The organism is Zavarzinia sp., assembly GCF_041650655.1.
Classification (GTDB): Bacteria; Pseudomonadota; Alphaproteobacteria; order Zavarziniales; family Zavarziniaceae; genus Zavarzinia.
In genome coordinates, this window is sequence record NZ_JBAZKR010000068.1 from 1 (window position 1) to 22,664 (window position 22,664).

General features: G+C 66.8%; 21 protein-coding genes. 13 read left to right on the top strand and 8 right to left on the bottom strand.

Translation table 11 applies throughout. The annotated features are described in order from the left end of the window. Positions 1–1,722 (top strand): DUF1302 domain-containing protein (locus WC493_RS15340; protein WP_373066405.1); only part of this gene is annotated, 1,722 nt, incomplete at its 5' end. A 104-nt stretch (positions 1,723–1,826) separates the two neighbouring features. Next, positions 1,827–2,855 (top strand): WD40/YVTN/BNR-like repeat-containing protein, encoded by a 1,029-nt coding sequence (locus tag WC493_RS15345; protein ID WP_373066406.1) that lies wholly within the window; start codon positions 1,827–1,829, stop codon positions 2,853–2,855. A 6-nt stretch (positions 2,856–2,861) separates the two neighbouring features. Here the strand turns inward: WC493_RS15345 and WC493_RS15350 are convergent, their stop codons facing one another. Then, the gene (locus WC493_RS15350; protein ID WP_373066407.1) at positions 2,862–3,293 is read right to left on the bottom strand and encodes a hypothetical protein; all 432 of its coding nucleotides are present in this window, start codon (positions 3,291–3,293) and stop codon (positions 2,862–2,864) included. Positions 3,294–3,355: 62 nt separating this feature from the next. Between WC493_RS15350 and WC493_RS15355 the strand changes: the two genes are divergently transcribed. Further along, positions 3,356–3,892, top strand: a complete 537-nt coding sequence (locus WC493_RS15355) for an NUDIX hydrolase (RefSeq protein WP_373066408.1) — start codon at positions 3,356–3,358, stop codon at positions 3,890–3,892. 7 nt (positions 3,893–3,899) lie between these two features. Here the strand turns inward: WC493_RS15355 and WC493_RS15360 are convergent, their stop codons facing one another. Both WC493_RS15360 and ilvD read right to left on the bottom strand, forming a co-directional pair. Continuing rightward, positions 3,900–4,355 carry a cell wall hydrolase gene (locus WC493_RS15360; RefSeq protein ID WP_373066409.1) on the bottom strand — a complete coding sequence of 152 codons (456 nt, stop codon included), beginning with the start codon at positions 4,353–4,355 and terminating at the stop codon, positions 3,900–3,902. 142 nt (positions 4,356–4,497) lie between these two features. Beyond that, complete coding sequence (gene ilvD, locus WC493_RS15365) at positions 4,498–6,351, bottom strand: dihydroxy-acid dehydratase (RefSeq protein WP_373066410.1); 1,854 nt, start codon at positions 6,349–6,351, stop codon at positions 4,498–4,500. Positions 6,352–6,501: 150 nt separating this feature from the next. On the opposite strand from ilvD, the gene WC493_RS15370 reads away from it, so the two are divergent. Next, positions 6,502–6,966, top strand: a complete 465-nt coding sequence (locus WC493_RS15370; RefSeq protein ID WP_373066411.1) for a hypothetical protein — start codon at positions 6,502–6,504, stop codon at positions 6,964–6,966. A 7-nt stretch (positions 6,967–6,973) separates the two neighbouring features. On the opposite strand, the gene WC493_RS15375 is transcribed toward WC493_RS15370, so the two are convergent. From WC493_RS15375 to WC493_RS15390, 4 genes are all read right to left on the bottom strand, one after another. Further along, positions 6,974–7,516: a hypothetical protein gene (locus tag WC493_RS15375; protein WP_373066412.1), complete on the bottom strand. Its 543-nt coding sequence runs from the start codon at positions 7,514–7,516 to the stop codon at positions 6,974–6,976. Between the two features lie 48 nt (positions 7,517–7,564). Continuing rightward, entirely contained in the window at positions 7,565–9,016 is a 1,452-nt protein-coding gene (locus tag WC493_RS15380) for an ImmA/IrrE family metallo-endopeptidase (RefSeq protein WP_373066413.1), read from the bottom strand. Then, positions 9,013–9,369 carry a hypothetical protein gene (locus WC493_RS15385; RefSeq protein ID WP_373066414.1) on the bottom strand — a complete coding sequence of 119 codons (357 nt, stop codon included), beginning with the start codon at positions 9,367–9,369 and terminating at the stop codon, positions 9,013–9,015. The genes WC493_RS15380 and WC493_RS15385 overlap by 4 nt, the downstream gene beginning before the upstream one ends. Positions 9,370–9,711: 342 nt before the next feature. Then, positions 9,712–10,383: a TetR/AcrR family transcriptional regulator gene (locus WC493_RS15390; protein WP_373066415.1), complete on the bottom strand. Its 672-nt coding sequence runs from the start codon at positions 10,381–10,383 to the stop codon at positions 9,712–9,714. Between the two features lie 130 nt (positions 10,384–10,513). Here WC493_RS15390 and WC493_RS15395 point away from each other — a divergent pair, with 130 nt between their 5' ends. Continuing rightward, positions 10,514–12,073 (top strand): flavin-containing monooxygenase, encoded by a 1,560-nt coding sequence (locus WC493_RS15395; protein ID WP_373066416.1) that lies wholly within the window; start codon positions 10,514–10,516, stop codon positions 12,071–12,073. 90 nt (positions 12,074–12,163) lie between these two features. Then, positions 12,164–13,087 (top strand): hypothetical protein, encoded by a 924-nt coding sequence (locus WC493_RS15400; RefSeq protein ID WP_373066417.1) that lies wholly within the window; start codon positions 12,164–12,166, stop codon positions 13,085–13,087. A gap of 6 nt (positions 13,088–13,093) precedes the next feature. Here WC493_RS15400 and WC493_RS15405 read toward each other — a convergent pair whose 3' ends face one another. Continuing rightward, positions 13,094–14,692: a putative bifunctional diguanylate cyclase/phosphodiesterase gene (locus tag WC493_RS15405; protein ID WP_373066418.1), complete on the bottom strand. Its 1,599-nt coding sequence runs from the start codon at positions 14,690–14,692 to the stop codon at positions 13,094–13,096. 257 nt (positions 14,693–14,949) lie between these two features. Between WC493_RS15405 and WC493_RS15410 the strand changes: the two genes are divergently transcribed. The 7 genes from WC493_RS15410 to WC493_RS15440 all read left to right on the top strand — a co-directional run. Next, positions 14,950–16,746: an acyclic terpene utilization AtuA family protein gene (locus tag WC493_RS15410; protein WP_373066419.1), complete on the top strand. Its 1,797-nt coding sequence runs from the start codon at positions 14,950–14,952 to the stop codon at positions 16,744–16,746. Positions 16,747–16,748: 2 nt separating this feature from the next. After that, positions 16,749–17,624 (top strand): SDR family oxidoreductase, encoded by an 876-nt coding sequence (locus WC493_RS15415; RefSeq protein ID WP_373066420.1) that lies wholly within the window; start codon positions 16,749–16,751, stop codon positions 17,622–17,624. Between the two features lie 77 nt (positions 17,625–17,701). Then, on the top strand, positions 17,702–19,063 hold the full coding sequence (locus tag WC493_RS15420) for an aspartate aminotransferase family protein (RefSeq protein WP_373066421.1): 1,362 nt from the start codon (positions 17,702–17,704) through the stop codon (positions 19,061–19,063). Positions 19,064–19,067: 4 nt separating this feature from the next. Next, the gene (locus WC493_RS15425; protein WP_373066422.1) at positions 19,068–20,000 is read left to right on the top strand and encodes a 3-keto-5-aminohexanoate cleavage protein; all 933 of its coding nucleotides are present in this window, start codon (positions 19,068–19,070) and stop codon (positions 19,998–20,000) included. Then, positions 19,997–20,494 (top strand): N-acetyltransferase family protein, encoded by a 498-nt coding sequence (locus tag WC493_RS15430; protein ID WP_373066423.1) that lies wholly within the window; start codon positions 19,997–19,999, stop codon positions 20,492–20,494. The genes WC493_RS15425 and WC493_RS15430 overlap by 4 nt, the downstream gene beginning before the upstream one ends. Then, a complete protein-coding gene (locus WC493_RS15435; RefSeq protein WP_373066424.1) occupies positions 20,491–21,777 on the top strand; it encodes an ArgE/DapE family deacylase in 1,287 nt (428 codons plus the stop codon). The genes WC493_RS15430 and WC493_RS15435 overlap by 4 nt, the downstream gene beginning before the upstream one ends. A 69-nt stretch (positions 21,778–21,846) precedes the next feature. After that, positions 21,847–22,664, top strand: an 818-nt coding sequence (locus tag WC493_RS15440; protein WP_373066425.1) for an acyl-CoA dehydrogenase family protein, incomplete at its 3' end; no start/stop codon positions are given.

A 22,664-nucleotide genomic window follows, 5' to 3' on the forward strand; every position in this document is an offset into this window, starting at 1 on the left:
GCCGAGATCCTGGACTATTACATCGGCGGTAACTTCACCCTGCTGGACCGGCCGTTCAGCGTGAAGATCGGCAGCCAGATCCTGAACTGGGGCGAGGCGCTGTTCACCATCAACGGCATCTCGGTGATCAATCCGATCGACGTCGCCAAGATCCGCACCCCGGGCGCCGAGCTGAAGGACGCCCTGATCCCGGTACCCATGATCTCCGCCAGCTACGAGCTGACCGACGGCCTGTCGATCGAAGCCTTCTACGAGTTCGACTTCGAGCCCTATCGGCTCGACGCCTGCGGCAGCTTCTTCTCCTTCACCGACAATTTCTGCGACGGCGTGCAATATTCCTCGAGCTTCACCGACCCGATGGACCGCCGCTCTTACACGACCGGGACCGGCATGGACCCGGTCGCCGACGCCGGCCCGGAAGACACGGTCCTGGCCGTCAACGGCCCGATCGAGGTGCAGGACGATCCCAATGTGAACGACTGGGGTGTCGCCCTGCGTTACTTCTCGCCCGAGCTGAACAATACCGAATTCCAGTTCTACTACGTCAACTACACCTCGCGCCTGCCGTCGCTCCGCGCGGTGGCGCCGCAGCAATATGCGCAGGGCACCGGCCAGATCAACCCGGCCAGCCTGACGCCGGCGGTAGCGCAGAGCATTCTCGATACCCTCGGCGTTACCCAGCTCAACACCCTGACCTCGGCCCTGAACCAGGCTCTGGGCGGCCCGGTCGGCGATCTGGTCAGCGCGCTCTCGAGCCCGGCCACGGCGGCCCTGATCGATCCGCCCTATGGCACCTCGCCCCGCTCGACCGTGATCGAGAACCTGGAGAACGGGCACCTCTACGAATATTACCCGAAGGGCCTCGACCTTCTCGGCTTCGCCTTCAACACGACCTACGACCCGCTCGCGGTCGCGATCAACGCCGAGATCAGCTACAAGCACAATGCGCCGGTCTGGCTCTCCGAACCGGCCTTCCTGGCCGGCGTCTACGACGGCGCGGGCGGCGTGCCGATCGACCAGGCGACCAAGGCGCCGACCCCCCTCGGCGTCCAGAACCCCGGCATCGCGCCGATCCTGGAAACGCCCTTCCGCAAGTTCGACGACCAGTATGTCCCCGGCCGCTCGCTCTATCTCGACGAACGCCACGACGTCTGGCAGGCGGCCGTGCGCTTCATGAAGATCCTGGGCGGGACCGATCCGGTCACTTCGCTGCTGGGCGCCAACCAGCTTTTCGCCCTGGTCGAGTTCGGCGCCCTCTACATCGATCTCAACAAGGGCACGCAATATGCGTCCTATGGCCAGAACGGCTTCACCGGCTTCCAGACCCGTCCGCTGACCATCGCCGGGGCACAGGTGATCGACCCGATCCAGGCGACCAGCCTCGGCCCGATGTTCCCGCCCACCGGCAAGCAGCCGAGCCGCTGGTCGGGCGGCGTCCAGGGCCTGATCTTCTGGGATTATCCGAACGTCTTAGACGGCGTCACCATGACACCCTCGATCGGCTTCTCCCATGGTATCTTCGGCATTACGCCGGCACCCAATCCCGGCTTCACCAAGAGCGTCACCTCCCTCAATTTCGGCGTGAAATTCGACTATCTCGAGCATTGGTCGCTCAACGTGAACTACTTCAAGAGCTTCGGTGGCGGCGGCGGTTCGGGCGGTTCGCGCAACGCCTATATCGACCGCGACTTCGTCGGTTTCAGCGTTTCTTACGTGTTCTGACGGGAAGTGCCGCCGTGGCGCCGGGATCGATTGAAAAGCGTGCGGACTCGGGATAGAAGCGAAGCAAATACAGCGCGCAAGCGCCAACGATTGGGGAGAGCCTGATGTCTGCCATGTCCGACCTGCCGCGCCGGTTGTCCGCGGTCGCCCTTCTTGCCGCGAGCCTGGGCGTCGCGTCCTTCGCCGTCGTGCCGGCCTTCGCGGGCGACGACATCACCAGCGCCGTCGGTCAGGGCGAGAACGCGCCGTCGCCCGAGGACATGAAGCCGATCCCGGCCGTGATCGAGCCCCTGTCGGCCTCGGTTCTGATCAACGCCGTGGCCAAGGTGGGCGACGGGCTGGTCGCGGTCGGCAGCTGGGGTCATGTGCTGATCTCGGCCGACATGGGCAAGACCTGGACCCAGGTCGAGACGCCGGTCAACGTCACGCTGACCTCGGTCCGCTTCGTCGATGCCAAGCTCGGCTTCGCCACCGGCCATGACGCCACGATCATCCGGACCGAAGACGGCGGCAAGACCTGGAGCCTGGTGCAATACGATCCGGCGGCCCAGACGCCGCTGTTCGATCTCTACATGAAGGACGCGCAGAGCGGCTTTGCGATCGGCGCCTACAGTCTGGTCATGACCACGGCGGACGGCGGCAAGACCTGGCAGCGCAAGGAAGTGGGCGACCTCGACCTGCATATGAACGCCCTGACCGCCGGTACCGACGGCAAGGTGTGGATCGCGGGCGAGGCCGGCAACGTCTTCGTCGCCGATCCCGACCTCAAGGAAATCAAGGATATCGAGACGCCCTACAACGGCTCGTTCTGGAACATCCTGGCGCTGAAGGACGGTTCCATGTTGGCCATGGGGCTGCGCGGCAACATCTGGCGCACCACCGATGGCGGCGCCACCTGGGCCCAGGCCGAGAACAGCTCGATCGCCTCGCTCCAGTCGGGCGTGCAACTGCACGACGGGCGCATCGTGCTGGTCGGCCTCGAAGGCACCGTGGTGATCTCCAGCGACGGCGGCAAGAGCTTCACGCCGCTCAAGCGGAACGAGCGGACCGGTCTCACCGCCGCCCTCGAAACGGCCGACGGCAAGGTCCTGCTGTTCGGCGAAGCGGGCGTCGACGGCACCCTGACGAACTGAGGGGCTTCAGCCCAGGCGGCGCAGGGTGGCGTGGATGATCATCACCGTCACCGTGCCGTCGCCATAGAGGCCGTCGGTCGCGCGCTGCAACAGGCGCGTCATCTGCACAACGTCCGGGGCCGCCCGGACGTCCAGACGATCGATATAGGGATCCAATGCGCGCAGATAGCTGTCGCGCAGGCGCGGGTATTCGCGCGCCACGCGGTCGCGCAGGGCGGTATCGGTGACATCGAGGTTGGGGGTCAGGGTCAGGATGCCGCGGATCTTGCCGTCCCTGACCACGCTGATGTGGAGCGGCGCCAGGCTGACCACCGAGCCGACGACATCGACGCCGTCGCGTGCCGCCTCGGCCCGGGCAGGCGAGACGGGGGTGGCGGCCGGCACCAGTGCCGTAGCCAGGGCGAGGGTGAGGCAGAGGGTTCTTGCAGTCGCGAACATGGCCGCTACGCTAACCGATGAAGGTTAACAGCCCCCTGCCTCCCTGCCGCGAATCCCGTGAAATGAAACCCTGGAAACGTCTCGCGCGCCGCACCGTCTATGACCGGCCGCCCTTTCTCACCGTCCATGTCGACCGCCTGGAACTGCCCGATGGCCGTATCGTCGAGGAATTCCATCAGATCGACACGGCCCCCTATGCGCTGGTCCTGGCCGAAACGCCGGCGGGTGAACTCCTGATGATGGAGCAATATCGCCATGGCGTCGGTGGGCTCTGCCTGTCGCTGCCGGGCGGCATGATCGACCCGGGTGAGGTGCCGGAGGCGGCGGCCCGGCGCGAGCTGCTGGAAGAGACCGGCCACCGGGCGGAAGATTGGCGCCTGGTGCAGAGCTTCGTTTCGATGGCCAACATGCGGGGCTGTACCGCCCATCTCTATCACGCGCGGAACGCGGTCGCGGTGGCGGCGCCGGATTCGGGCGATCTCGAGGAGGCGACGATGGTGGCCCTGTCGCGCGAGGAACTGCGCGCCGCGATCGTGGCGGGGCGGCTGCCGATCGCCAATATTCTGATGGCCTGTGCGCTCTGGCTGGCCGGCTTCTGAGCGGCGCTCAGCGCAGGAAGACGTGATTGCCGATGCGGGCGGTGCGGGTCATGCCGCGCGCCCATTTGGGCGACCGCTTGCCGTATTGCAGCACCGAATAGAAGGAGCGGGCGCCGGCGGTCGGATCCGGGATCATGCCGGCCAGCACGCCGTCGGCCACCGTGGCGGCGTTCTGCCAGCGCTGGTCGGCCCCGATCGCATCGGCGACCTGGCGGCGCGGCACCTTGCGGGTCCAGCCGAATTGCCCGGGCTCGTAGACGACGTCGCAGATGCCGGTGCCGGTCGGCCGGTCGGCGACGCGGTTGCGCACGACATGGCCGACCGCGGCCAAGCCCTGCGCGCCTTCGCCGCCTGCTTCGAAATAAAGCGCGGCGATCAGGCAGGCGCGGTCGTTCAGGGTGACATGTTCGAGTTCGGCGATCGCGGCCGCCGTCGGCCTTGTCTCGACCGGGGGCAGGGGCACGAAAGCGGTGCCCGGGCCACTGGCAGGCGGCGTCTGAGCGCAAGCTGCAAGTGCCGCTGCGGCCAACAGCGCGGCAGTCTTTGTCCTGTGTCGCATCGCCACCCCTCCCTGTCTTTTTACTGACAGGAAGGGGGGCTGGCCGTCAACCCCGAAGCTTGGAAACGTCCCGCACGGCGCCCTTTGCCGCACTGGTCGCCATGGCGGCATAGGCCTTCAGCGCCGCCGAGACACGGCGGGCGCGGGGCGCCGTCGGCTTCCAGGCCGCCTCGCCCTTGGCTTCCATGGCGGCGCGGCGGGCGGCCAGCACTTCGTCGCTCAGCTCGACATGGATGGTCCGGCCCGGGATGTCGATCTCGATGATGTCGCCGTTCTCGACCAGGCCGATGGCGCCGCCATCCGCCGCCTCCGGCGAAACATGGCCGATCGAAAGCCCCGAAGTGCCACCGGAGAAGCGGCCGTCGGTCAGCAGGGCGCAGGCCTTGCCCAGGCCCTTCGACTTCAGGTAGCTCGTGGGATAGAGCATTTCCTGCATGCCGGGGCCGCCGCGCGGGCCTTCGTAGCGCACGATGACGACGTCGCCCGCCTTCACCTCGTCGCCCAGGATGCCGTCGACCGCGGCATCCTGGCTCTCGTAGATGCGGGCCGGACCCTTGAAGCGGAGGTTGCTCTCGTCGACGCCCGCCGTCTTCACGATGCAGCCGTCGAGCGCGATATTGCCGAACAGCACGGCAAGCCCGCCGTCCTTCGAGAAGGCGTGTTCGACATCCCGGATGACCCCGGCCGAACGGTCGAGGTCGAGCTCGTCGAAGCGCTTGTCCTGGCTGAAGGCGACGGTGGTCGGAACCCCGCCCGGGGCGGCGCGGAACATCTGCAGCGTGCCTTCGGTCGGCGAGCGGCGAACGTCCCAGCGCTCCAGCGCCTTGGCCAGCGTGGAAGCGTGCACGGTACCGACGTCGCGGTGGATCAGCCCGGCGCGGTCGAGCTCGCCCAGGATGCCCATGATGCCGCCGGCACGGTGCACGTCCTCGACATGGACGTCCTGCTTGGCGGGCGCCACCTTGCAGATATTGGGCACTTTGCGCGACAGGCGGTCGATGTCGGCCATGGTGAAGTCGACCCCGGCCTCGACCGCGGCCGCCAGAAGGTGCAGCACGGTATTGCTGGAGCCGCCCATGGCGATGTCCAGCGTCATGGCATTCTCGAAGGCTTTGACGCTGGCGATGGAACGGGGCAGCACGCGCTCGTCCTCGCCCTCGTAATAGGAGCGGGCGAGGTCGACGATGAGCTGGCCCGCCCACATGAAGAGGTGCTTGCGGTCGGCGTGGGTCGCCACGATCGTGCCGTTGCCGGGCAGCGACAGGCCCAGCGCCTCGGTCAGGCAGTTCATCGAATTGGCCGTGAACATGCCGGAGCACGAGCCGCAGGTCGGGCAGGCGGAGCGCTCCATCTCTAGGCTCTCCTCGTCGGAGACCTTGGGATCGGCGCCGGCAATCATGGCATCGATCAGATCGACCGCCATGGTCTTGCCGCGCCATTTCACCTTGCCGGCCTCCATCGGCCCGCCGGAGACGAAGATGGTCGGGATGTTCAGGCGCATGGACGCCATCAGCATGCCGGGCGTGATCTTGTCGCAATTGGAGATGCAGACCAGCGCATCGGCGCAATGCGCATTCACCATATATTCGACCGAATCCGCGATCAGGTCGCGCGAGGGCAGGCTGTAGAGCATGCCGTCGTGGCCCATGGCGATGCCGTCGTCGACCGCGATGGTGTTGAATTCCTTGGCCAGGCCGCCGTTCTTCTCCACTTCCTGGGCGACGAGCTGGCCCAGGTCCTTCAGGTGCACGTGGCCGGGCACGAACTGCGTGAAGGAATTGGCGATGGCGATGATCGGCTTGCCGAAATCCTTTTCCTTCACACCGGTGGCGCGCCACAGGGCGCGGGCGCCGGCCATGTTGCGGCCATGGGTCGAGGTGCGGGAACGATAGGCGGGCATGGGCATCCCCATTCTTCTGGTCGCGTCGGAATGCCCGAGAAGGGCGCCGAGCGCAAGTGCCAAGCGGTAATTGCCGCCCCGCCCGCAAGACAGGTCTCGACAGGGCGCGCGCGCAGGCATGAGATGGATGAAAACCGGAGGGCCGCCGCCATGGAACAAACCATCGAGCCCGACCCGCGCGACCTCGACCTCGCCGCCCGCATCCGGCGCCTCGGCGCCTGGGGCCTCGGCAGCGACAGGGGCCGCCGTGTCACCATCGCCGACCTGATCGCGGGCGAGGGGGAGGACCCCGCCCTGATCGCCCGGCGCATCCTGCGTACCGACAACGGCACGGCCGAACTGGCCAATCTCCTGCGCCGCGCCCGGCTCGACGGCGAGCCCTGCCCCGATCCCGAAGGCTGGGCCCTCGCCATCGTCTCCGGCGTCCGCAACGGGGCGGAGACGCCGGCCGACCGCTTGGCCCTCGCCCTGATCCTGATCCCGGGCGCGATCGCCGGCCTCGGCCTGGCCGGCGGGCTCGACCTCTATCTCGCCTTCGGCATCGTCGCCGCCGGCTGGTACCTCGGCTGGCGCCTCTTGCGCCGGGCACAGACCCCCGGCCACGACGAGAAATAGCGCCCGCTTACCACTTGAAGAAAGGCGCGGGGCGGAGCGGGTGGCGGAGCAGATTGGCCCCGGTCAATTGCACCAGGCGCCCATGGAACCCGGCATCGGGAAACTGCGCCTTCACCGCCCGCACGAATTCCCGCGGCAGCCCGAAGCGGACGAGGCCGAGCGAAACATCGACCAGATCCGCCTTCCGGAACGCCTCGACCAGCGCCAGGGCCGGATCGGCGATCGCCCGGATCTTGTGGTGTTCCCCGATCAGCGCGGACACCTCCGGCACCCAGCCCTCCAGCCCTCGCCCGGCGAGATAGTCCCGCGCCCGCGCGATCGACGGCGGCAGATAGTCGAAAGTGCCGTCCGACCAGATCCCGAGGTCATGAAACGCCCCGGCGACCTGCAACCGCTCCAGCTCTTCCGCCGAACAAGGATGCAGCGCCAGGGTGAAATTCAGCACCCGGCGGATATGGTTCCCATAAGCGGCGAAATCCGCGCCGATAGCGGGCTGCCAGGCGGCGAGGATTTCGTCGAGCAGGGGGAAGGTGGTGGAGATGGGGGGCATGGGCCTTCATCGAGGGCAAGAAGGGGGCAAGGAGACCCGAATGCGAACTCAGCGGTACGATGCTATGCTGTCCAACATCGCCTGAAGGCGACGGAACTGCTCGCGGCCTCCTTGTCCAAGGCCCCATCGCGCGCCATGCTCCACTTTCCAGGCTGCGACGCTGAACGAGACGCCGAAGTAATCTGCGAGCCTCTGAAGCACCGCCTCAAGCGAATAACGATCTGTCGGCGACCCGGCCTCGTCCCAGATCTTGCCGGCTGTAGCGCTCGGCAACAAGAACTCGCCGGCAAAGGCGCGAGCGCGGGACTCGATATTTCCGGGCATGCGGTTGCGCAAAATTTCGATCGCGCTCAATGGGTGATTTCGATCGATCAACAAATGGCAGAGTTCATGGGCCAAATTGATCCGCGCCCCTGCGTCGTTGTTGAGATCGGAGCCGCCCTTTTCGCGGATACGTTGACCGTTACGATTGATAAATGCGCCGGGGCCATAGCGGTTGCCAGCGATGGCAAGCCCGTCAAAAGTCTTCGGCCCGATCGCATCAACGCGAACGTCGATGCCGAGCTTGGTCGCCAAACCAAAAATGTCGACGCGCTCACCCGATCCGATAGCAAGTTGCTCACGTGCAAAAATGGCGACAGTTTCGCCCTGAGCGTGGGGCTCAACAACCTCAAAGGTGCGCAAATACGCCGACACCTTGGCGGACAGCGCATCTAGGCCATCAGCGCGATGATGACGGAAATCGCGCGCAATATCGAGAATTTGAACGATTTGCTCGTAAGGCAGAGCGCCGGCAACCCGCGCAGCAATCAATAATTCATCATCGTCGTTGACTGCTTCGGCGAACGTCGCTGGTGGGTCGATGAGCCCTTGGTCAATCAGCTTGGTGGCAACTTCGTCTTCCAGACTGGCTGACCAAGAGACTAATTTGACACCACTCGCGCGATCACGGCAGCCCCAAGCTTCGATGATCCGGCTCCATTTGGCCTCGTCGGTACGCCTGAGGTGCTGTGCTATCTCATCACCAACTCTGGTCAGCTCCGTATGCACCTTGCCAAATGGCAAGTGGATAAAATTCCGATTGGTGTCGCATAGCATCTGCTCGCCCTGCCGGACCAACCATAGTGGTGGGAGGTCAAACATCCCCCCAAAGGCGAGTGCGAGATTATGCGCTTCCTCAAATGCATCGAGTTCGCTTCCTTCCTCGTCGGCCTGGTCTTGCGGCACATTTGCCCAGCGTTTAGCCGCATCGGCTGCCAGCAAGCTTGGCCGTTCAGGCGTAAGCCCGGCCGGGTAGGTTTGGCGAAGCAAGAGTGGCTTCCAGAACTCCACTAGGAACGAGAACAGATCGTCGAGCTGGATCTCGATTGTCTGATCGGGAGCGTTAACGTTCGGCCAAATCACTTGCTCAAATGCTGTAACAGACAAGGCCCAAAGCAGTGGCGTCCGACCGAGATCGACCGGGATCAAGTTTAAGCTAAAGGTCGGACTCGCTGTCATTGCCCATGGACTTCAATATATTTTGTGACCCATTCGTCGAACTCCTTACGGCAGCCTTTAAAATCAGCCATTCTCCTGAGCTCAGCCACTAACTTCCTCCCGAGCTTTCCCGTATAAGGGAAGGCATGATAAGAAACTCCGGCACTACTAGTTTCGGCGCGATAAATCGCACCATTGTGCACAACATGCAATCGTTTCGGAAAATCAATCTCGCGATCGCCATTGGGCGCTGGAATGGCCTCGTTTAGCAATTCGGCCTTGAGATCGTCAGGTATTGTGCGCGGGCACTTGCCGATTGCGTACCTTGGAATGTCGTTCCTAAAGACAATCTCGGGTTTGTCGGTCGCGCCCACGTGCTTATGGCGATCGACACCTTTCTCATATTCTCGTCTGGGGGGCGGGGCTGTATTCGTCGGAGTCATGGCGTGGGCCGAGGCTGCATTTCGCCCGCTGATCCGCGAAATTTACCCTTAAATTATGCATCGTGCCATCGCTCTTTGCCAAATTGCGCGGCCCCGCTCGCAGTTTGGATTTTTTGGTGGTGGTGCAAGGCCTAAGTAGCAAATGAAGAGCCGCAATCCGAGCGCTCTCCGGTGTAAATGTCGATCTCGGCACCCTGACGTGATGCCCTCTTCCATATGTCAGTTGCAGGACCTCTTTAGTACATGTTGCGTACCTATCTGCCTTGCCTTATCCTACCGCGCCCCGAAATCCCTGCTCACCGCGCCCAAGATCGCCACGGCGGTCTCGACCACCGTTTCGACCGGCTTCTCATAGCCTGACCTGACCCAGCCGAGCGCGATCTGGACCACGGCGCCGACGAGGCCGTCGGCGAAGAGGTCGAGGTCGAGGGCGCGGGCGGCGATCGCGGTTTCGGCGTCGGGCACGAAGCGGAGCACGGCCAGGGAGACGGCGCGGATCGAGTCCCAATAGAGCGTGTCCATCGCCGGGCTGACGCCCAGGATCTCGACCAGGAAGACGCGGGCATCGTTCGGGTTGTCGCGCAGCAGGCTGAAATAGGTGGTCAGCACCGCCCGGGTCACGGCGGCGAGGTCGGGCGCTGCCAAGTCCTGCCTGGGCAGGGCGGCGACCGCGGCCAGCACTTCCGCCGTCAGGCGCTCCATCACCGAGAGATAGGCGGCCGCCAGCAGGGCCTGGCCGTTCTCGAAGGATTCGTAGAAATAGCGCTCGGTCAGGCCGGCTTCGGCACAGATCGCCTTGACCGAGGCGCCGTGATAGCCCGCGCGGCCATAGACCACCATGGCGGCGTCGATCAGCTTCTGGCGCCGTTCGGCCCGGCGCTCCTCGGTGCTCACACCCTTGTAGGCGCGGCCGGCGTGGCGGGGGGGAAGGGTTTCGGTGCTCATGAATCGATGTTGACATCGAGCGTTGTCAGATGCAATGTCGATATTGACACGAGACGTTGTCAGATTGTCGCGCCGATCTGACCGCCGAAACCAGACTGCACCAACCGAGAATGCGGAGGAGAGAGACCCCATGAATGCGCCTGCCAAGAATGCCGAGTTCCGTCACCCCCTGAACGCCAAGCCCGATGTCGACGTGGCGATCATCGGCACCGGCTTTTCCGGCATCGGCATGGCGATCGCCCTGAAAAAGGCGGGCATGAACGATTTCGTGGTGATCGAGAAGGCCGACAAGGTGGGCGGCACCTGGCGCGACAACCACTATCCGGGCTGCGCCTGCGACGTACAGAGCCACCTCTATTCCTATTCCTTCGAGCCCAATCCGGACTGGTCGCGCATGTATTCGCCCCAGCCCGAGATCCGCGCCTATATCGAGCGCTGCGCGACCAAATACGGCGTCATGCCCCATATCCGCTTCGGTGTCGAACTGACCGGGGCCGCCTTCGACGAGGCGCTCGGCCTGTGGCGGATCGCGACCAAGTCGGGCGAAGTCATCACGGCGCGCGCCGTGGTCTCCGGCATGGGCGCCCTGTCGATCCCGGCCTATCCGAAGATCGCCGGCATCGAGCGCTTCAAGGGCAAGACCTTCCATTCCCAGAACTGGGACCATGCCTACGACCTGAAGGGCAAGACGGTCGCCGTCATCGGCACCGGCGCCTCGGCGATCCAATTCGTGCCGCAGATCCAGAAGCAGGTGGCGCAGGTGAAGCTGTTCCAGCGCACCGCGCCCTGGATCATGCCGAAGCCGGACCGCGCCATCGGCACCCTGGAGCGGGCGGCCAACCGCTATGTCCCCGGTTTCCAGCGCGCCTTCCGCGAGGCGATCTATTGGTGGCTCGAGGTCCGCGTGCTCGGCTTCGCGATGAAGCCGGACCTGATGAAGAAGCTCGAAGGCATGGCCCGGCGCTATATCGCCAAGGAGATCAAGGATCCCGTGCTGCGCGCCAAGGTGACGCCGGATTATACGATCGGCTGCAAGCGCGTGCTGCTCTCGAACGACTATTACCAGACGCTGGCCAAGCCGAACGTCGACGTCATTACGACCGGCATCCGCGAGATCACCGAGACCGGCGTGGTCACGGCCGACGGCATCGAGCACAAGGTCGACGCCATCATCTATGGCACCGGCTTCAAGGCGACCGACATGCTGTCCGGCATGAATTTCACCGGCGTCGGCGGCGAGGACCTGAACGCGCGCTGGAAGCGGGACGGGGCGCAGGCCTATCTCGGCTCCACCACCCACGGTTTCCCCAATCTCTATTTCCTGATGGGGCCCAACACCGGCCTCGGCCATTCCTCGATGGTCTATATGATCGAGGCCCAGATCCACTATGTGATGGAAGCCCTGAAGCTGATGAAGGCCAAGGGCTACAACCACCTGGATGTCAAACCCGAGGTCGAGGGCGAATTCAACCGCAAGCTGGCGGGCCGGCTGGACGGCACGGTCTGGAACACCGGCGGCTGCGTCTCCTGGTACCGGGACGAGCAGGGCCGCAACGTGACGCTCTGGCCCGATTTCACCTTCCGCTTCGCCCATGCCACGGCGCGTCTGAACCCGGCCGATTTCAACGCCACCCCGGCGGCCGCGGTGGCCGCCAACCGCGACGGCGCGGTGAAGGCGGCGGCGGAGTAAGGCCGGCGGTGCCGGTGGGGACTTGAAAAACCCGCGGTCCGGGGCAAGGTGAGGGGGGTTGTCCCGCTTCCACCCGCCCCGGCCATGGCCTTGCTCGATTCCGTTCCCAATTCCGGCCCCGATTCCGGCCTGCAGACCTTCCGCGCCCTGATCGCCGAACGCGACCGGCGGGAGGGCCGCTCCGCGCGCCTCACGCTCGGCGGCGTGCTCGGCCTGTGGGCGCTCTATCTCTTCGGCGTGGTCGAAGCCTTCGGGGCGCAGACCGGGCTCGGCGCCTTTCTCGGCTTCACCGGGCTGGCGGCGGCCCTGCTGCCGGTCTCGCTGCTCACTTTCGGGCTGCTGATCGGGCGCGGCTGGCTCGCCCGCCGCGCCGGCCTCGACGTGCTCGGCCCCCGGCGGAGCCCGCTGCGCGATACCTTCGAACCGCTGCTGCCGCAGATCGAAGGCCTGGTCGACGATGCCGGACGCCTGCCCTTCGAGGCGGAGGAGCGCCGCCGCCTGGACGGCCAATTCGATCGCCTGGCGGGCGTCTTGACGGCGCTCGGCCGGATCGGGCCGCTGGGCGACCGGGAACAGGCGCGCATTCTGGCCACCGGCGTCGCCCCCATTCTGCGCGACATGGCCGAGGTCCGGCGCCGCGCGCTGGCGCGCAGCATCGCGAGCGGCCTGCCGCCCGGCACGACCGCGGGCCGGCTTGCGGGCGAGCGGGTGCCGCCGGCCGTGGCGCCCGCGCTGGCCCGGCTCGAAGAATTGCTGGCCAGCGCCGGGCGTTCGGAGCTTCCGGCTACGGTGGCCGCCGCCCGGCGCGCCCAGAGCAGTGCGGACCGGGCGCTGGCGGCGCTGGCGGCCGATCCTTCGCTGGCCGGCCGCACGGCCGGGCTGCTGTCCGGCCTGGCCGACGAATTGGCCGACGTGCTGGCGCGCCAGGCCGCTTCGGCCGGTCCCGCGGCGGTCCTGGAAGTCGAGGAGCGGCTGTTCCGCCAGCGCGCCGACGGCAAGCCGCCGACCGCCTGACCGGTCTCAGGCGCCCGCCTGGGCGCGCGGGCGTTCGGCCAGCAGGCGGCGGGTCACGTCGAGTGCCGGCAGGGGCCGGGCGAAATGATAGCCCTGGCCGAGGTCGCAGCCCCGGGCGGCCAGCCAGGCCGCGTCGGCCGGGCATTCGATGCCTTCGGCGAGCGCCCGCATGCCCAGGACATGGGCGAGTCCGATGATCAGCTCGACCACCTTGCGGCTCTGGTCGTCGCTGCCCAGCTTCATGATGAAGGAGCGGTCGATCTTCAGCTTGTCCAGCGGCAGGTCGCGGAGCTGCTGGAAACTCGAATAGCCGGTGCCGAAATCGTCGAGCGAGAGATGGATGCCGGCATCGCGCAGCGAGCGGATGGTGTCGCGCGCCAGGTCGACGTCGTCGAGCAGGACGGATTCGGTGATTTCGATTTCCAGCCGGCCCGGCGGGAAACTGGTCTCGTCGAGTGCCTTCAGGATTTCGTCCGCCAGGTGGCGATCGCGGAACTGCGAGGGCGAGACATTGACCGCGACGACGATCGACGGGTCCCAGACCAGGCCGTCGTGGCAGGCCTGGTGCAGCACGGCCAGGAAGACGTCGCCGATCAGGCCGACGTCCTCGGCGAGCTGGATGAAGGCGGCGGGCGGCAGCAGGCCTTGTTTCGGGTGGTTCCAGCGCGCCAGGGCTTCGACGCCGATGGTCCGCCCGCTCGCCAGATCGACGATCGGCTGATAGTGGGCGATGATCTGGCCGTGCTGCAGCCCCTCGCGGAGTGCGGCCTCGAGTTCCAGCCGCTCGCTCATCATCCGGTCCAGGCCGGGATCGACCAGGGCATAGGCGTTGCGGCCCTGGGCCTTCGCCCGGGCCAAGGCGTTTTCCGCGGCATGCAGCAGGCCTTCGGCCGTTTCGTTGTCGCCAGGATAGGTGGCGATGCCGATGCTGACGGTGAGCTGCCAGCGGATGCCGGCACGGTGGTAGGGGTGGGCCACCGCCGCCTGCAGGCGTCGGGCGATGCGGATCAAGTCCGTATTGTCCGGCCCGGGATCGGTCAGCACGGCGAATTCGTCACCCCCCAGCCGGGCCAGGAAGGCCTCTCTGTCGACCGCGCGGGCCAGCCGGTCGGCCATGGTCTGGAGCAGGCGGTCGCCGGTCCGCTGGCCGTATTTGTCGTTCACGGCCTTGAAGCGGTCGAGATCCAGGAGCAGGACGGCGAGAGAGCCGCGCTGAGACCGGGCGAGATCGAAGCGGCGCTCCATCTCGTCCTGGAACAGGCGGCGGTTGGCAAGGCCGGTGAGCGTGTCGCGGCGGGCCAGGATATTGGCGATCTGTTCCGCCTTTTCCCGCTCCGCGATCTCGCGCCGCAGTTCACGCGCGTGGACCAGCAGGACGACGCTGAGCGCGACCGCGGCGACAACGAAGAGCATGAAGGCTTCGTCGATCTCCCACGCCTCATAGGCGCGGCTGACGACGTAGAGATAGTCGAAGGCGTTGAAATGGACCATCAGCGCCTCGGCCAGGATCGACAGGAGGCCGATCACCAGATAGGCGGGACGAATTCGCAAACCCGTCCGTTTCTCGGGCGTTTCGGGAATCCGGTCGTTGTCGTGGGCGGGCATTATGGGGATGCCGATCGTCCTTACCTCATGAACGACCGCAGGACAGCCCGTCGCCTGCCGTCGGTAAAGCGGCGAGGCGACACCGACCGGCGACCGATCCAGTGATTTGAGAAAGCTGGCCTGACAAACGCCTGACGGCGTCGAGGATATTCCTGTTCCGGCCCTGCCTACAACAAGCGGCTGCGGCCGGCGCTTGCCCGCCGCCACGCCCTCGGCTAAGGTGTCTCAAAATGAATTTGATTCAAGTTGGAGGGAGCGTGAGCGTTCAGGCAAAGGGCGGCAAGCCGGTCCGGATCGGCTGCGCATCGGGTTTCTGGGGCGACTCCCTGGCCGGCACCGGCCAGTTGGTGACGCTGGGCGGGATCGATTTCCTGGTCTACGACTGGCTGGCGGAAATCACCCTGTCGCTCCTGGCGCGGGTCAAGGCGAAGAAGCCGGATGCCGGCTTCGTGCCCGATTTCGTCGAGGCGCTGGCGCCCCATCTTCCCGCGATCAAGACGCAGGGGATCCGCGTCGTCTCCAACGGTGGCGGCATGAACCCGGCGGCCTGCGGCGCCGCCCTGGCGGCCAAGGCGGCGGCCCTCGGCCTCGAGTTCAAGATCGCGGTCGTCACCGGCGACGACCTGAAGCCGGTCGAGGCGGATTTCCGCGCGGCCGGGGTGACCGAGATGTTCTCCGGCGCACCCCTGCCCGAAAAGCTCGTCACCGCCAATGCCTATATGGGCGCCCGGCCGATCGCCGCGGCCCTCGACTCGGGTGCGGAGATCGTCATCACCGGGCGCTGCGTCGATTCCGCCGTCACCCTCGGGCCGCTGGTACATCATTTCGGCTGGTCCTGGCAGGACTGGGACAGGCTCGCCCAGGGCTCCCTCGCCGGTCATCTGATCGAATGCGGCGCCCAGGGCACGGGCGGGCTGTTCACCGATTGGCGCGCCGTGCCGGGCTGGGAAGACATGGGCTTCCCGATCGTCGAGGTCGCGGCCGACGGCAGCTTCCTGCTGACCAAGCCGGCGGGCACCGGCGGGCTGATCTCGCCGCTCTCGGCGGTCGAGCAGATGCTCTACGAGATCGGCGATCCCGGCGCCTATCTGCTGCCCGACGTCGCCTGCGACCTGCGCGCCGTCCGCCTCGAACAGGCGGGACCGGACGTGGTGCGCGTCACCGGCGCCCGTGGCCGGGCGCCCAGCGGCAAGCTCAAGGTCAGCGCTACGGTGGCGGACGGCTTCAGGACCATCGGCACGGTCACCATCGGCGGGCGCGAGGCGGTGCCGAAGGCGGAACGGGCAGGGGCCGCCATCCTGGCCCGGGCGCGCCGCCTGATCGCGGAAAAGGGCCTGGCCCCACTCGCCGAAACCTCGATCGAAGTGCTGGGCTCGGAAGCGACCTATGGCCCGCACGCCGGCCTCGGCGCCAAGGGGGTTCGCGAAGTGGTGCTGAAGATCGGCGCCCGCGCCGCCAGTGCCGACAGTCTCGAAGTCCTGGCCCGCGAAGTGGCGCCGGCGGCGACCGCGACCGCTCAGGGGCTGACCGGCCTCTATGCCGGGCGGCCGGCGGTGCAGCCGGTGTTCCGCACCTTCTCCTTCCTGTGGCCCGCGGCCCAGGTGCCGGCCACGGTGACCCTGGGCGACAGCGTCCAGGTGATCGAGACCCCGGAACCGCCGGTGGCCGAGCCGGCGCCGGAGGTGCCGCCGGTCGAGGCCGTGCATGGGGCGGGACCGGCGGTGCCGCTGATCGCGCTCGCCGTCGGCCGTTCGGGCGACAAGGGCGACATCGCCAATATCGGCGTCGCGGCGCGCGACCCCGCTTATCTGCCCTTCATCCGGGCGGCCCTGACACCGCAAGCGGTGGCGGGCTGGTTCGGCCATACCGGTGTTTCGAGGGTCGAGCGTTTCGACTTGCCGGGCAGCAACGCCTTGAATTTCATGCTGCATGATTCGCTCGGCGGCGGCGGTGTCGCCTCGATCCGGATCGACCCCCAGGGCAAGGCCTTCGCCCAGATGCTGATGGATTTCCCGGTGCCGGTGCCGCAGGGCCTGGTCGCCTTCGACGAGTGACGATGATGGAACGTTTTGGTTACACCGACGACGAGTTGCTGGCCCTGCCGCTGGCCCATCGCGACGGGTTGCTGGCGGGCAAGGTGGCCCTGGTTTCCGGCGCCGGCACGGGCATCGGGCGCACCGTCGCCTCGGTGCTCGGCCGGCTGGGGGCCAAGCTGGTGCTGACCGGGCGCAAGCCCGAGAAGCTGGAGGCGACGGCGGCGCTGCTGGCCGGGGCCGGCATCGACTGCCTGGTCCAGCCCGCCTCGATCCGCGATCCCGAGGCGGTCGCCGCCCTGCACGAGGCGGCCTGGAAGCATTTCGGCGCGGTCGACATCCTGGTGAACAACGCGGGCGGCCAGTTCCCCCAGGCGGCGATCGATTTCGCGCCCAAGGGCTTCAACGCGGTGGTCGACACCAATCTGTCCGGCACCTGGTACATGATGCAGGCGGCGGCACGGCAGTGGCGGGATGCCGGCAAGCCCGGCGCGATCGTCAATATCGTCGCCGTGGTCGGCCGGGGCATGCCGGGCGTCGCCCATACCTGCGCGGCGCGGGCGGGCGTCATCGCCCTGTCGAAGACCGTGGCGGTCGAATGGGCGCCCCTCGGCATCCGCATCAACTGCATCGCGCCGGGCATCATCGCGACCGAGGGCATGAACGTCTATCCCGACGAAGCGCGCCGGGACATGCCCAATACCAACCTGATGCGCCGCTTTGGCACGGCGCTCGACGTCGCGGATTCGGTCGTCCACTTGGCCGGGCCGTCCGGCAATTTCATCACCGGCGAAGTCCTCCACATCGACGGCGGCAACCAGATCTGGGGCGACCAATGGACCATTCCGCGCCCCGACTGGTTCTCGACGCCGCAGGCCTCGCCCTTCCCGGGCCGCTGAACCGGCAGCGCCCCGCCCCTTGAAAGCGCCGGGCGGGGCGCGCAAGCTGCCGGCCTCGGTACGAGGCTTGGCAAAGAATGACCGCAAACGGCAGCAACCGTCGCCCTTCCAATCTCTTCTATCAGAGCGGCAATCGCCGCCCGCCGGTCGATCGGGCCGAAGGCATCTACATCTGGGACCAATATGGCCGCCGGGTGATCGACGGCTCCAGCGGTGCCATGGTGGTCAATCTCGGCCACGGTAACCGCAATGTCATCGACGCCATGAAGCGCCAGATGGACAAGGCGACCTTCGCCTATCGCCTGCATTTCGAAAACGATCCGGCGGAAGACTTGGCCACCCGCCTGACCCAGTTCATGCCGGCCGGCTTCGATCGGGTCTTCTTCGTCTCCGGTGGTTCGGAAGCGGTCGAATCCTGCCTGAAGCTGGCCCGGCAATATGCCGTGGCGACCGGCCAGGCCGGGCGCTTCAAGGTGATCTCCCGCTTCCCCTCCTATCACGGCTGCACCCTGGGGGCGCTGGCGGTCACCGGCTATGCCGCGTTGGCGGCCCCCTTCGCCGCCATGATGCACGAGATGCCGAAGATCCCGGCGCCCACCGCCTATCTCGACCGCGACGGCCTGACGATGGAGGAGCGCGGCATCCGCTATGCCGACATGCTGGAAGCCGCGATCAAGGCGGAAGGGCCGGAAACCGTGCTCGCCTTCATCATGGAGCCGGTCGGCGGCGCCTCCACCGGCGCCCTGGTGGCGCCCGACAGCTATTACCCGCGCGTCCGCGAGATCTGCGACCGCTACGGCGTTCTGCTGATCCACGACGAGGTGATGGGCGGCGCCGGTCGGACGGGCAAATTCCTCTCCGGTGACCATTGGCCGGGGCGGCCTGACCTGGTGGCGTTGTCCAAGGGCCTCGGCTCCGGCTATTGCCCGCTCGGCGCCATGGTGGCGCCGGACCGGATCGTGCAGCCGGTGCTCGAAGCTGGCGGCTTCCTGCATGGCTTCACCTATGCCGGCAATCCGCTCGCCTCCGCCGCCGGCCTCGCCGTGCTGGACGAGATCGAGCGCCTCGATCTGATCGCTCACGCCGCTGCCATGGGCGAGATCCTGAAATCGCGGCTCGAAGGTTTGAAGGCGCGCTTCCCCTTCATCGGCGACGTGCGCGGCAAGGGCCTGCTGCTGGCGGCCGAAATGGTCGCAGATCCCGAGACCATGAAGGTCCTGCCCAAGGAGTTGAACGCCTATCAGCGGATCGTCGACATCGCCTACGACAAGGGCCTGATCATCTATTCCAGGCGGACCCGGGGCGGTTACGAGGGCGACCATTTCCTGGTCTGCCCGCCGATGATCATCACGCCCGCCCAGATCGACGAGGTGATGGATATTCTGGTCGACAGTCTCGAAGACCTGGCAGCGGAACTCCGCCTGCCGGTGAACGGGTGACGCCATGGCAGCACGCAAAGTCGTCATCACCTGCGCGGTCACGGGCTCGATCCACACCCCGACCATGAGCCCCTATCTGCCGGTGACGCCGGACGAGATCGCCGAACAGGCGATCGCCGCGGCCGAGGCGGGGGCTGCCATCCTGCATCTCCACGCCCGCGATCCGGCGGACGGCAGGCCGAGCCCGGATGCCGACGTCTTCATGCAGTTCCTGCCGCGCATCCGGCAAGCAACCGACGCGGTCGTGAACATCACCACCGGCGGCTCCTCCGCCATGACGCTGGACGAGCGGCTGGCGGCGCCGCTCCGGGCCGAGCCGGAGATGTGCTCGCTCAACATGGGCTCGATGAATTTCGGCCTGTTCCCCCTGGTCGACCGCTATCCCGAGTGGAAGCACGCGTGGGAGCCGCGGCTGCTGGAGAACACCCGCGACACGATCTTCAAGAACACCTTCAAGGATATCGAAGGCATCCTCGAACGCCTGGGCAAGGGTTGCGGCGCCCGCTTCGAGTTCGAATGCTACGACGTCGGCCATCTCTACACGCTCGCCCATTTCCGCGATCGCGGCCTGGTGCAGGGGCCGCTCTTCATCCAATTCGTGCTCGGCGTGCTGGGCGGCATCGGGCCGGATCCGGAAAACCTGATCCACATGAAGGGGATCGCCGACCGGCTGTTCGGCGCCGATTATCAATTCTCCGTGCTCGGCGCCGGGCGGCACCAGATGCCGCTGGTGACCCTTTCCGCCATCCTGGGCGGCCATGTCCGCGTCGGCCTCGAAGACAGCCTGACGCTCGGGCGCAGCGGCCTCGCCAGATCGAATGCCGAGCAGGTGACGAAGATCCGCGGCATCCTCGAAGCCCTCTCCCTCGAGGTCGCGACCCCCGCGGACGCCCGAGCCATGCTCGCCCTCAAGGGCGGCGACCGGGTGGCCTTTTGATCCGCCTGGCCATCGCTGACGACGCCGAGGCGATCCATGCCATGGTGCTGGGCATCGGCCATGCCCAGGGCGAGGCGCATAAGATCGCCTCGACGGCGGAGGACATACGCCGCCACGGTTTCGGCGACGATCCGGCCTTCGAAGCGCTGATCGCGGAGGAGGGGGGGAGGCCGGTCGGCCTTTGTCTCTTCTTCCGCTCGTTCTCGACTTGGCGGGGCCGGCCGGGGGCCTATGTGCAGGATCTCTATGTCGATCCGGCGCTCCGCGGGTCCGGCCTCGGGCGGAGGCTGCTGGCGGCGACGGCGGCCCATGTCGCGGCACGGGGCGGGGCCTATCTCCGCCTCTCGGTCGATGCCGCCAATGTCGCGGCGCAGGGCTTCTATCGCCGCGCCGGCTTGCGCCATTCGGCGGCCGAGATGATCCATCAGATCGACGGCGAGGATTTCGTGCGGCTGGCGGGCGAGCAGCCCCCCACGCAGGAGGACGAGCGATGAACCTGGACCCTTCCCTGGTCACCGACATCAAGGCCGCGGTGGCGAGCTTCGAAGATGCCGGCGTCGACTTCCTGTCCGAACTGGTGGCCGAGGGCAGCATCCTCGGCAACGAGGCGGGGGCGCAGGAGCGCATGGCCTATGCCTATGGCGAGCGCGGCCTGGCGCTCGACCGCTTCGAGATCGAACTCGCCGCGATCGAACATCTGCCCGGCTTCTCGCCGCCGGTGCAGCCCGATTATGCCGGGCGCGAGAATGTCGTCGGCCTGCATGTTCCCAAGGCGGCGAGCGGCCGCTCGCTGATCTTGAACGGCCATATCGACGTGGTGCCGACCGGGCCTTGCGCGCTCTGGACCACGCCGCCGTTCGAGGCCCGGCGCGACGGCGACCGGCTCTACGGCCGGGGGGCGGGCGACATGAAGGCGGGCATCGTCGCCGCCTGCCTCGCCTTCGACGGGCTGAAGGCGCTGGGTCTCCAGCCGGCGGCGCCGGTCACCTTCCAATCGGTGATCGAGGAGGAATGCACCGGCAACGGCGCGCTGGCCTGCCTGGCGCGCGGCTACAGGGCCGATGCGGCGATCATTCCCGAGCCCTTCGACCAGAGCCTGTTGATCGCGCAATTGGGCGTCATGTGGCTCACCGTCGAGCTGGTGGGCAAGCCCGCCCATGTCCTCGACACTTCGGCCGGGACCAATGCGATCGAGGCGGCCTATGCCCTGTTCGATGCCCTGCGCGGGGTCGAGGCGGCGTGGAACGCCCCTGATTTCCGCCATGCCTGCTACCGCGACCACAAGCACCCGGTGAATTTCAATCTCGGCCGCATCGCGGGCGGCGAATGGCCGTCCAGCGTGCCCTGCGCCGCCTCGATCGACGTCCGCGTCGGCTTCTATCCCGGCATGAGCATCGCTGCGGTGAAACAGGCCCTCGAAGCCGCGATCGCCGCGGCGGTCGCCGAGCGGCCGGCACTGAAGGGCGCCCAGGTGAAGGTGCGCTACCGCGGCTTCCAGGCCGAGGGCTGCGCCATCGACCCCGCCGAACCGCTGCTGGCCGGTCTCGGCCGCGCGCATCGGGCGGTGAGCGAGAAACCGCTGACCGAACTCGCCTCGACTGCCACGACCGACGTCCGCTTCTTCGTCCTCTACGGCGATACGCCGGCCACTTGTTATGGCCCCAAGGCCGGGGCCATCCACGGCATCGACGAATGGGTCGACATCCCGAGCATGATGGAAGTCGCCCAGGTGCTCGCCCTCTTCATGGCCGACTGGTGCGGGCTGGAGCGCCGCTGAGCCCCATCATCTTGTGAAGCGCCGTTTGCTGGTTCATCCTGCGCCCCGGTCGAGAATTCGGAGAAGAAAATGTCATCGTCGCGCGCCACCTTCGTCTGGGAAGACCCGTTCCTGCTGGAGGATCAGCTCACCGAGGACGAGCGGATGGTGCAGAACGCCGTGCGCGCCTATGCCCAGGAAAAGCTGATGCCGCGCGTGCTCTCCGCCTTCCGGGACGAGCGTTTCGACCGCGAGATCATGTCCGAGATGGGCGAACTCGGCTTCCTCGGCTCGACCCTGCCGGAGGAATATGGCGGTTCCGCCGCCTCCTATGTTTCCTATGGCCTCGCCGCGCGCGAGGTGGAGCGGGTCGATTCCGGCTATCGCTCGGCCATGAGCGTGCAGTCCTCCCTGGTCATGCACCCGATCTACGAATACGGCAGCGAGATCCAGCGCCGGAAATATCTGCCCAAGCTCGCGACCGGCGAATGGGTCGGCTGTTTCGGCCTGACCGAGCCCGATTTCGGCTCCGACCCCGGCGGCATGCGGACGCGGGCGAAGAAGGTCGACGGCGGCTATGTCCTCCACGGCGCCAAGATGTGGATCACCAATGCGCCGATCGCCGATCTCGCCGTGGTCTGGGCCAAGTCGGAAGCCCATGACAATGCGATCAAGGGCTTCGTGGTCGAGCGCGGCTTCGCCGGCTTCTCGACCCCGAAGATCGAGAACAAGCTCTCGCTCCGCGCCTCGATCACGGGCGAGATCGTGCTCGAAGACGTCTTCGTGCCGGACGAGAACCTGCTGCCCAACGCGAGCGGCCTCGGCGGGCCCTTCGGCTGCCTGAACCGGGCGCGTTACGGCATTTCCTGGGGGGCGCTGGGCGCTGCCGAATTCTGCTGGCACGCGGC

Coding starts and splice junctions, on each gene's coding strand:
- ilvD (WP_373066410.1), bottom strand. CDS start 6,351: ATGCCCGCCTATCGTTCCCGCACCTCGACCCATGGCCGCAACATGGCC.
- WC493_RS15415 (WP_373066420.1), top strand. CDS start 16,749: ATGATGGAACGTTTTGGTTACACCGACGACGAGTTGCTGGCCCTGCCG.
- WC493_RS15390 (WP_373066415.1), bottom strand. CDS start 10,383: ATGAGCACCGAAACCCTTCCCCCCCGCCACGCCGGCCGCGCCTACAAG.
- WC493_RS15350 (WP_373066407.1), bottom strand. CDS start 3,293: ATGTTCGCGACTGCAAGAACCCTCTGCCTCACCCTCGCCCTGGCTACG.
- WC493_RS15345 (WP_373066406.1), top strand. CDS start 1,827: ATGTCTGCCATGTCCGACCTGCCGCGCCGGTTGTCCGCGGTCGCCCTT.
- WC493_RS15395 (WP_373066416.1), top strand. CDS start 10,514: ATGAATGCGCCTGCCAAGAATGCCGAGTTCCGTCACCCCCTGAACGCC.
- WC493_RS15370 (WP_373066411.1), top strand. CDS start 6,502: ATGGAACAAACCATCGAGCCCGACCCGCGCGACCTCGACCTCGCCGCC.
- WC493_RS15420 (WP_373066421.1), top strand. CDS start 17,702: ATGACCGCAAACGGCAGCAACCGTCGCCCTTCCAATCTCTTCTATCAG.
- WC493_RS15435 (WP_373066424.1), top strand. CDS start 20,491: ATGAACCTGGACCCTTCCCTGGTCACCGACATCAAGGCCGCGGTGGCG.
- WC493_RS15375 (WP_373066412.1), bottom strand. CDS start 7,516: ATGCCCCCCATCTCCACCACCTTCCCCCTGCTCGACGAAATCCTCGCC.
- WC493_RS15380 (WP_373066413.1), bottom strand. CDS start 9,016: ATGACAGCGAGTCCGACCTTTAGCTTAAACTTGATCCCGGTCGATCTC.
- WC493_RS15425 (WP_373066422.1), top strand. CDS start 19,068: ATGGCAGCACGCAAAGTCGTCATCACCTGCGCGGTCACGGGCTCGATC.
- WC493_RS15355 (WP_373066408.1), top strand. CDS start 3,356: ATGAAACCCTGGAAACGTCTCGCGCGCCGCACCGTCTATGACCGGCCG.
- WC493_RS15405 (WP_373066418.1), bottom strand. CDS start 14,692: ATGCCCGCCCACGACAACGACCGGATTCCCGAAACGCCCGAGAAACGG.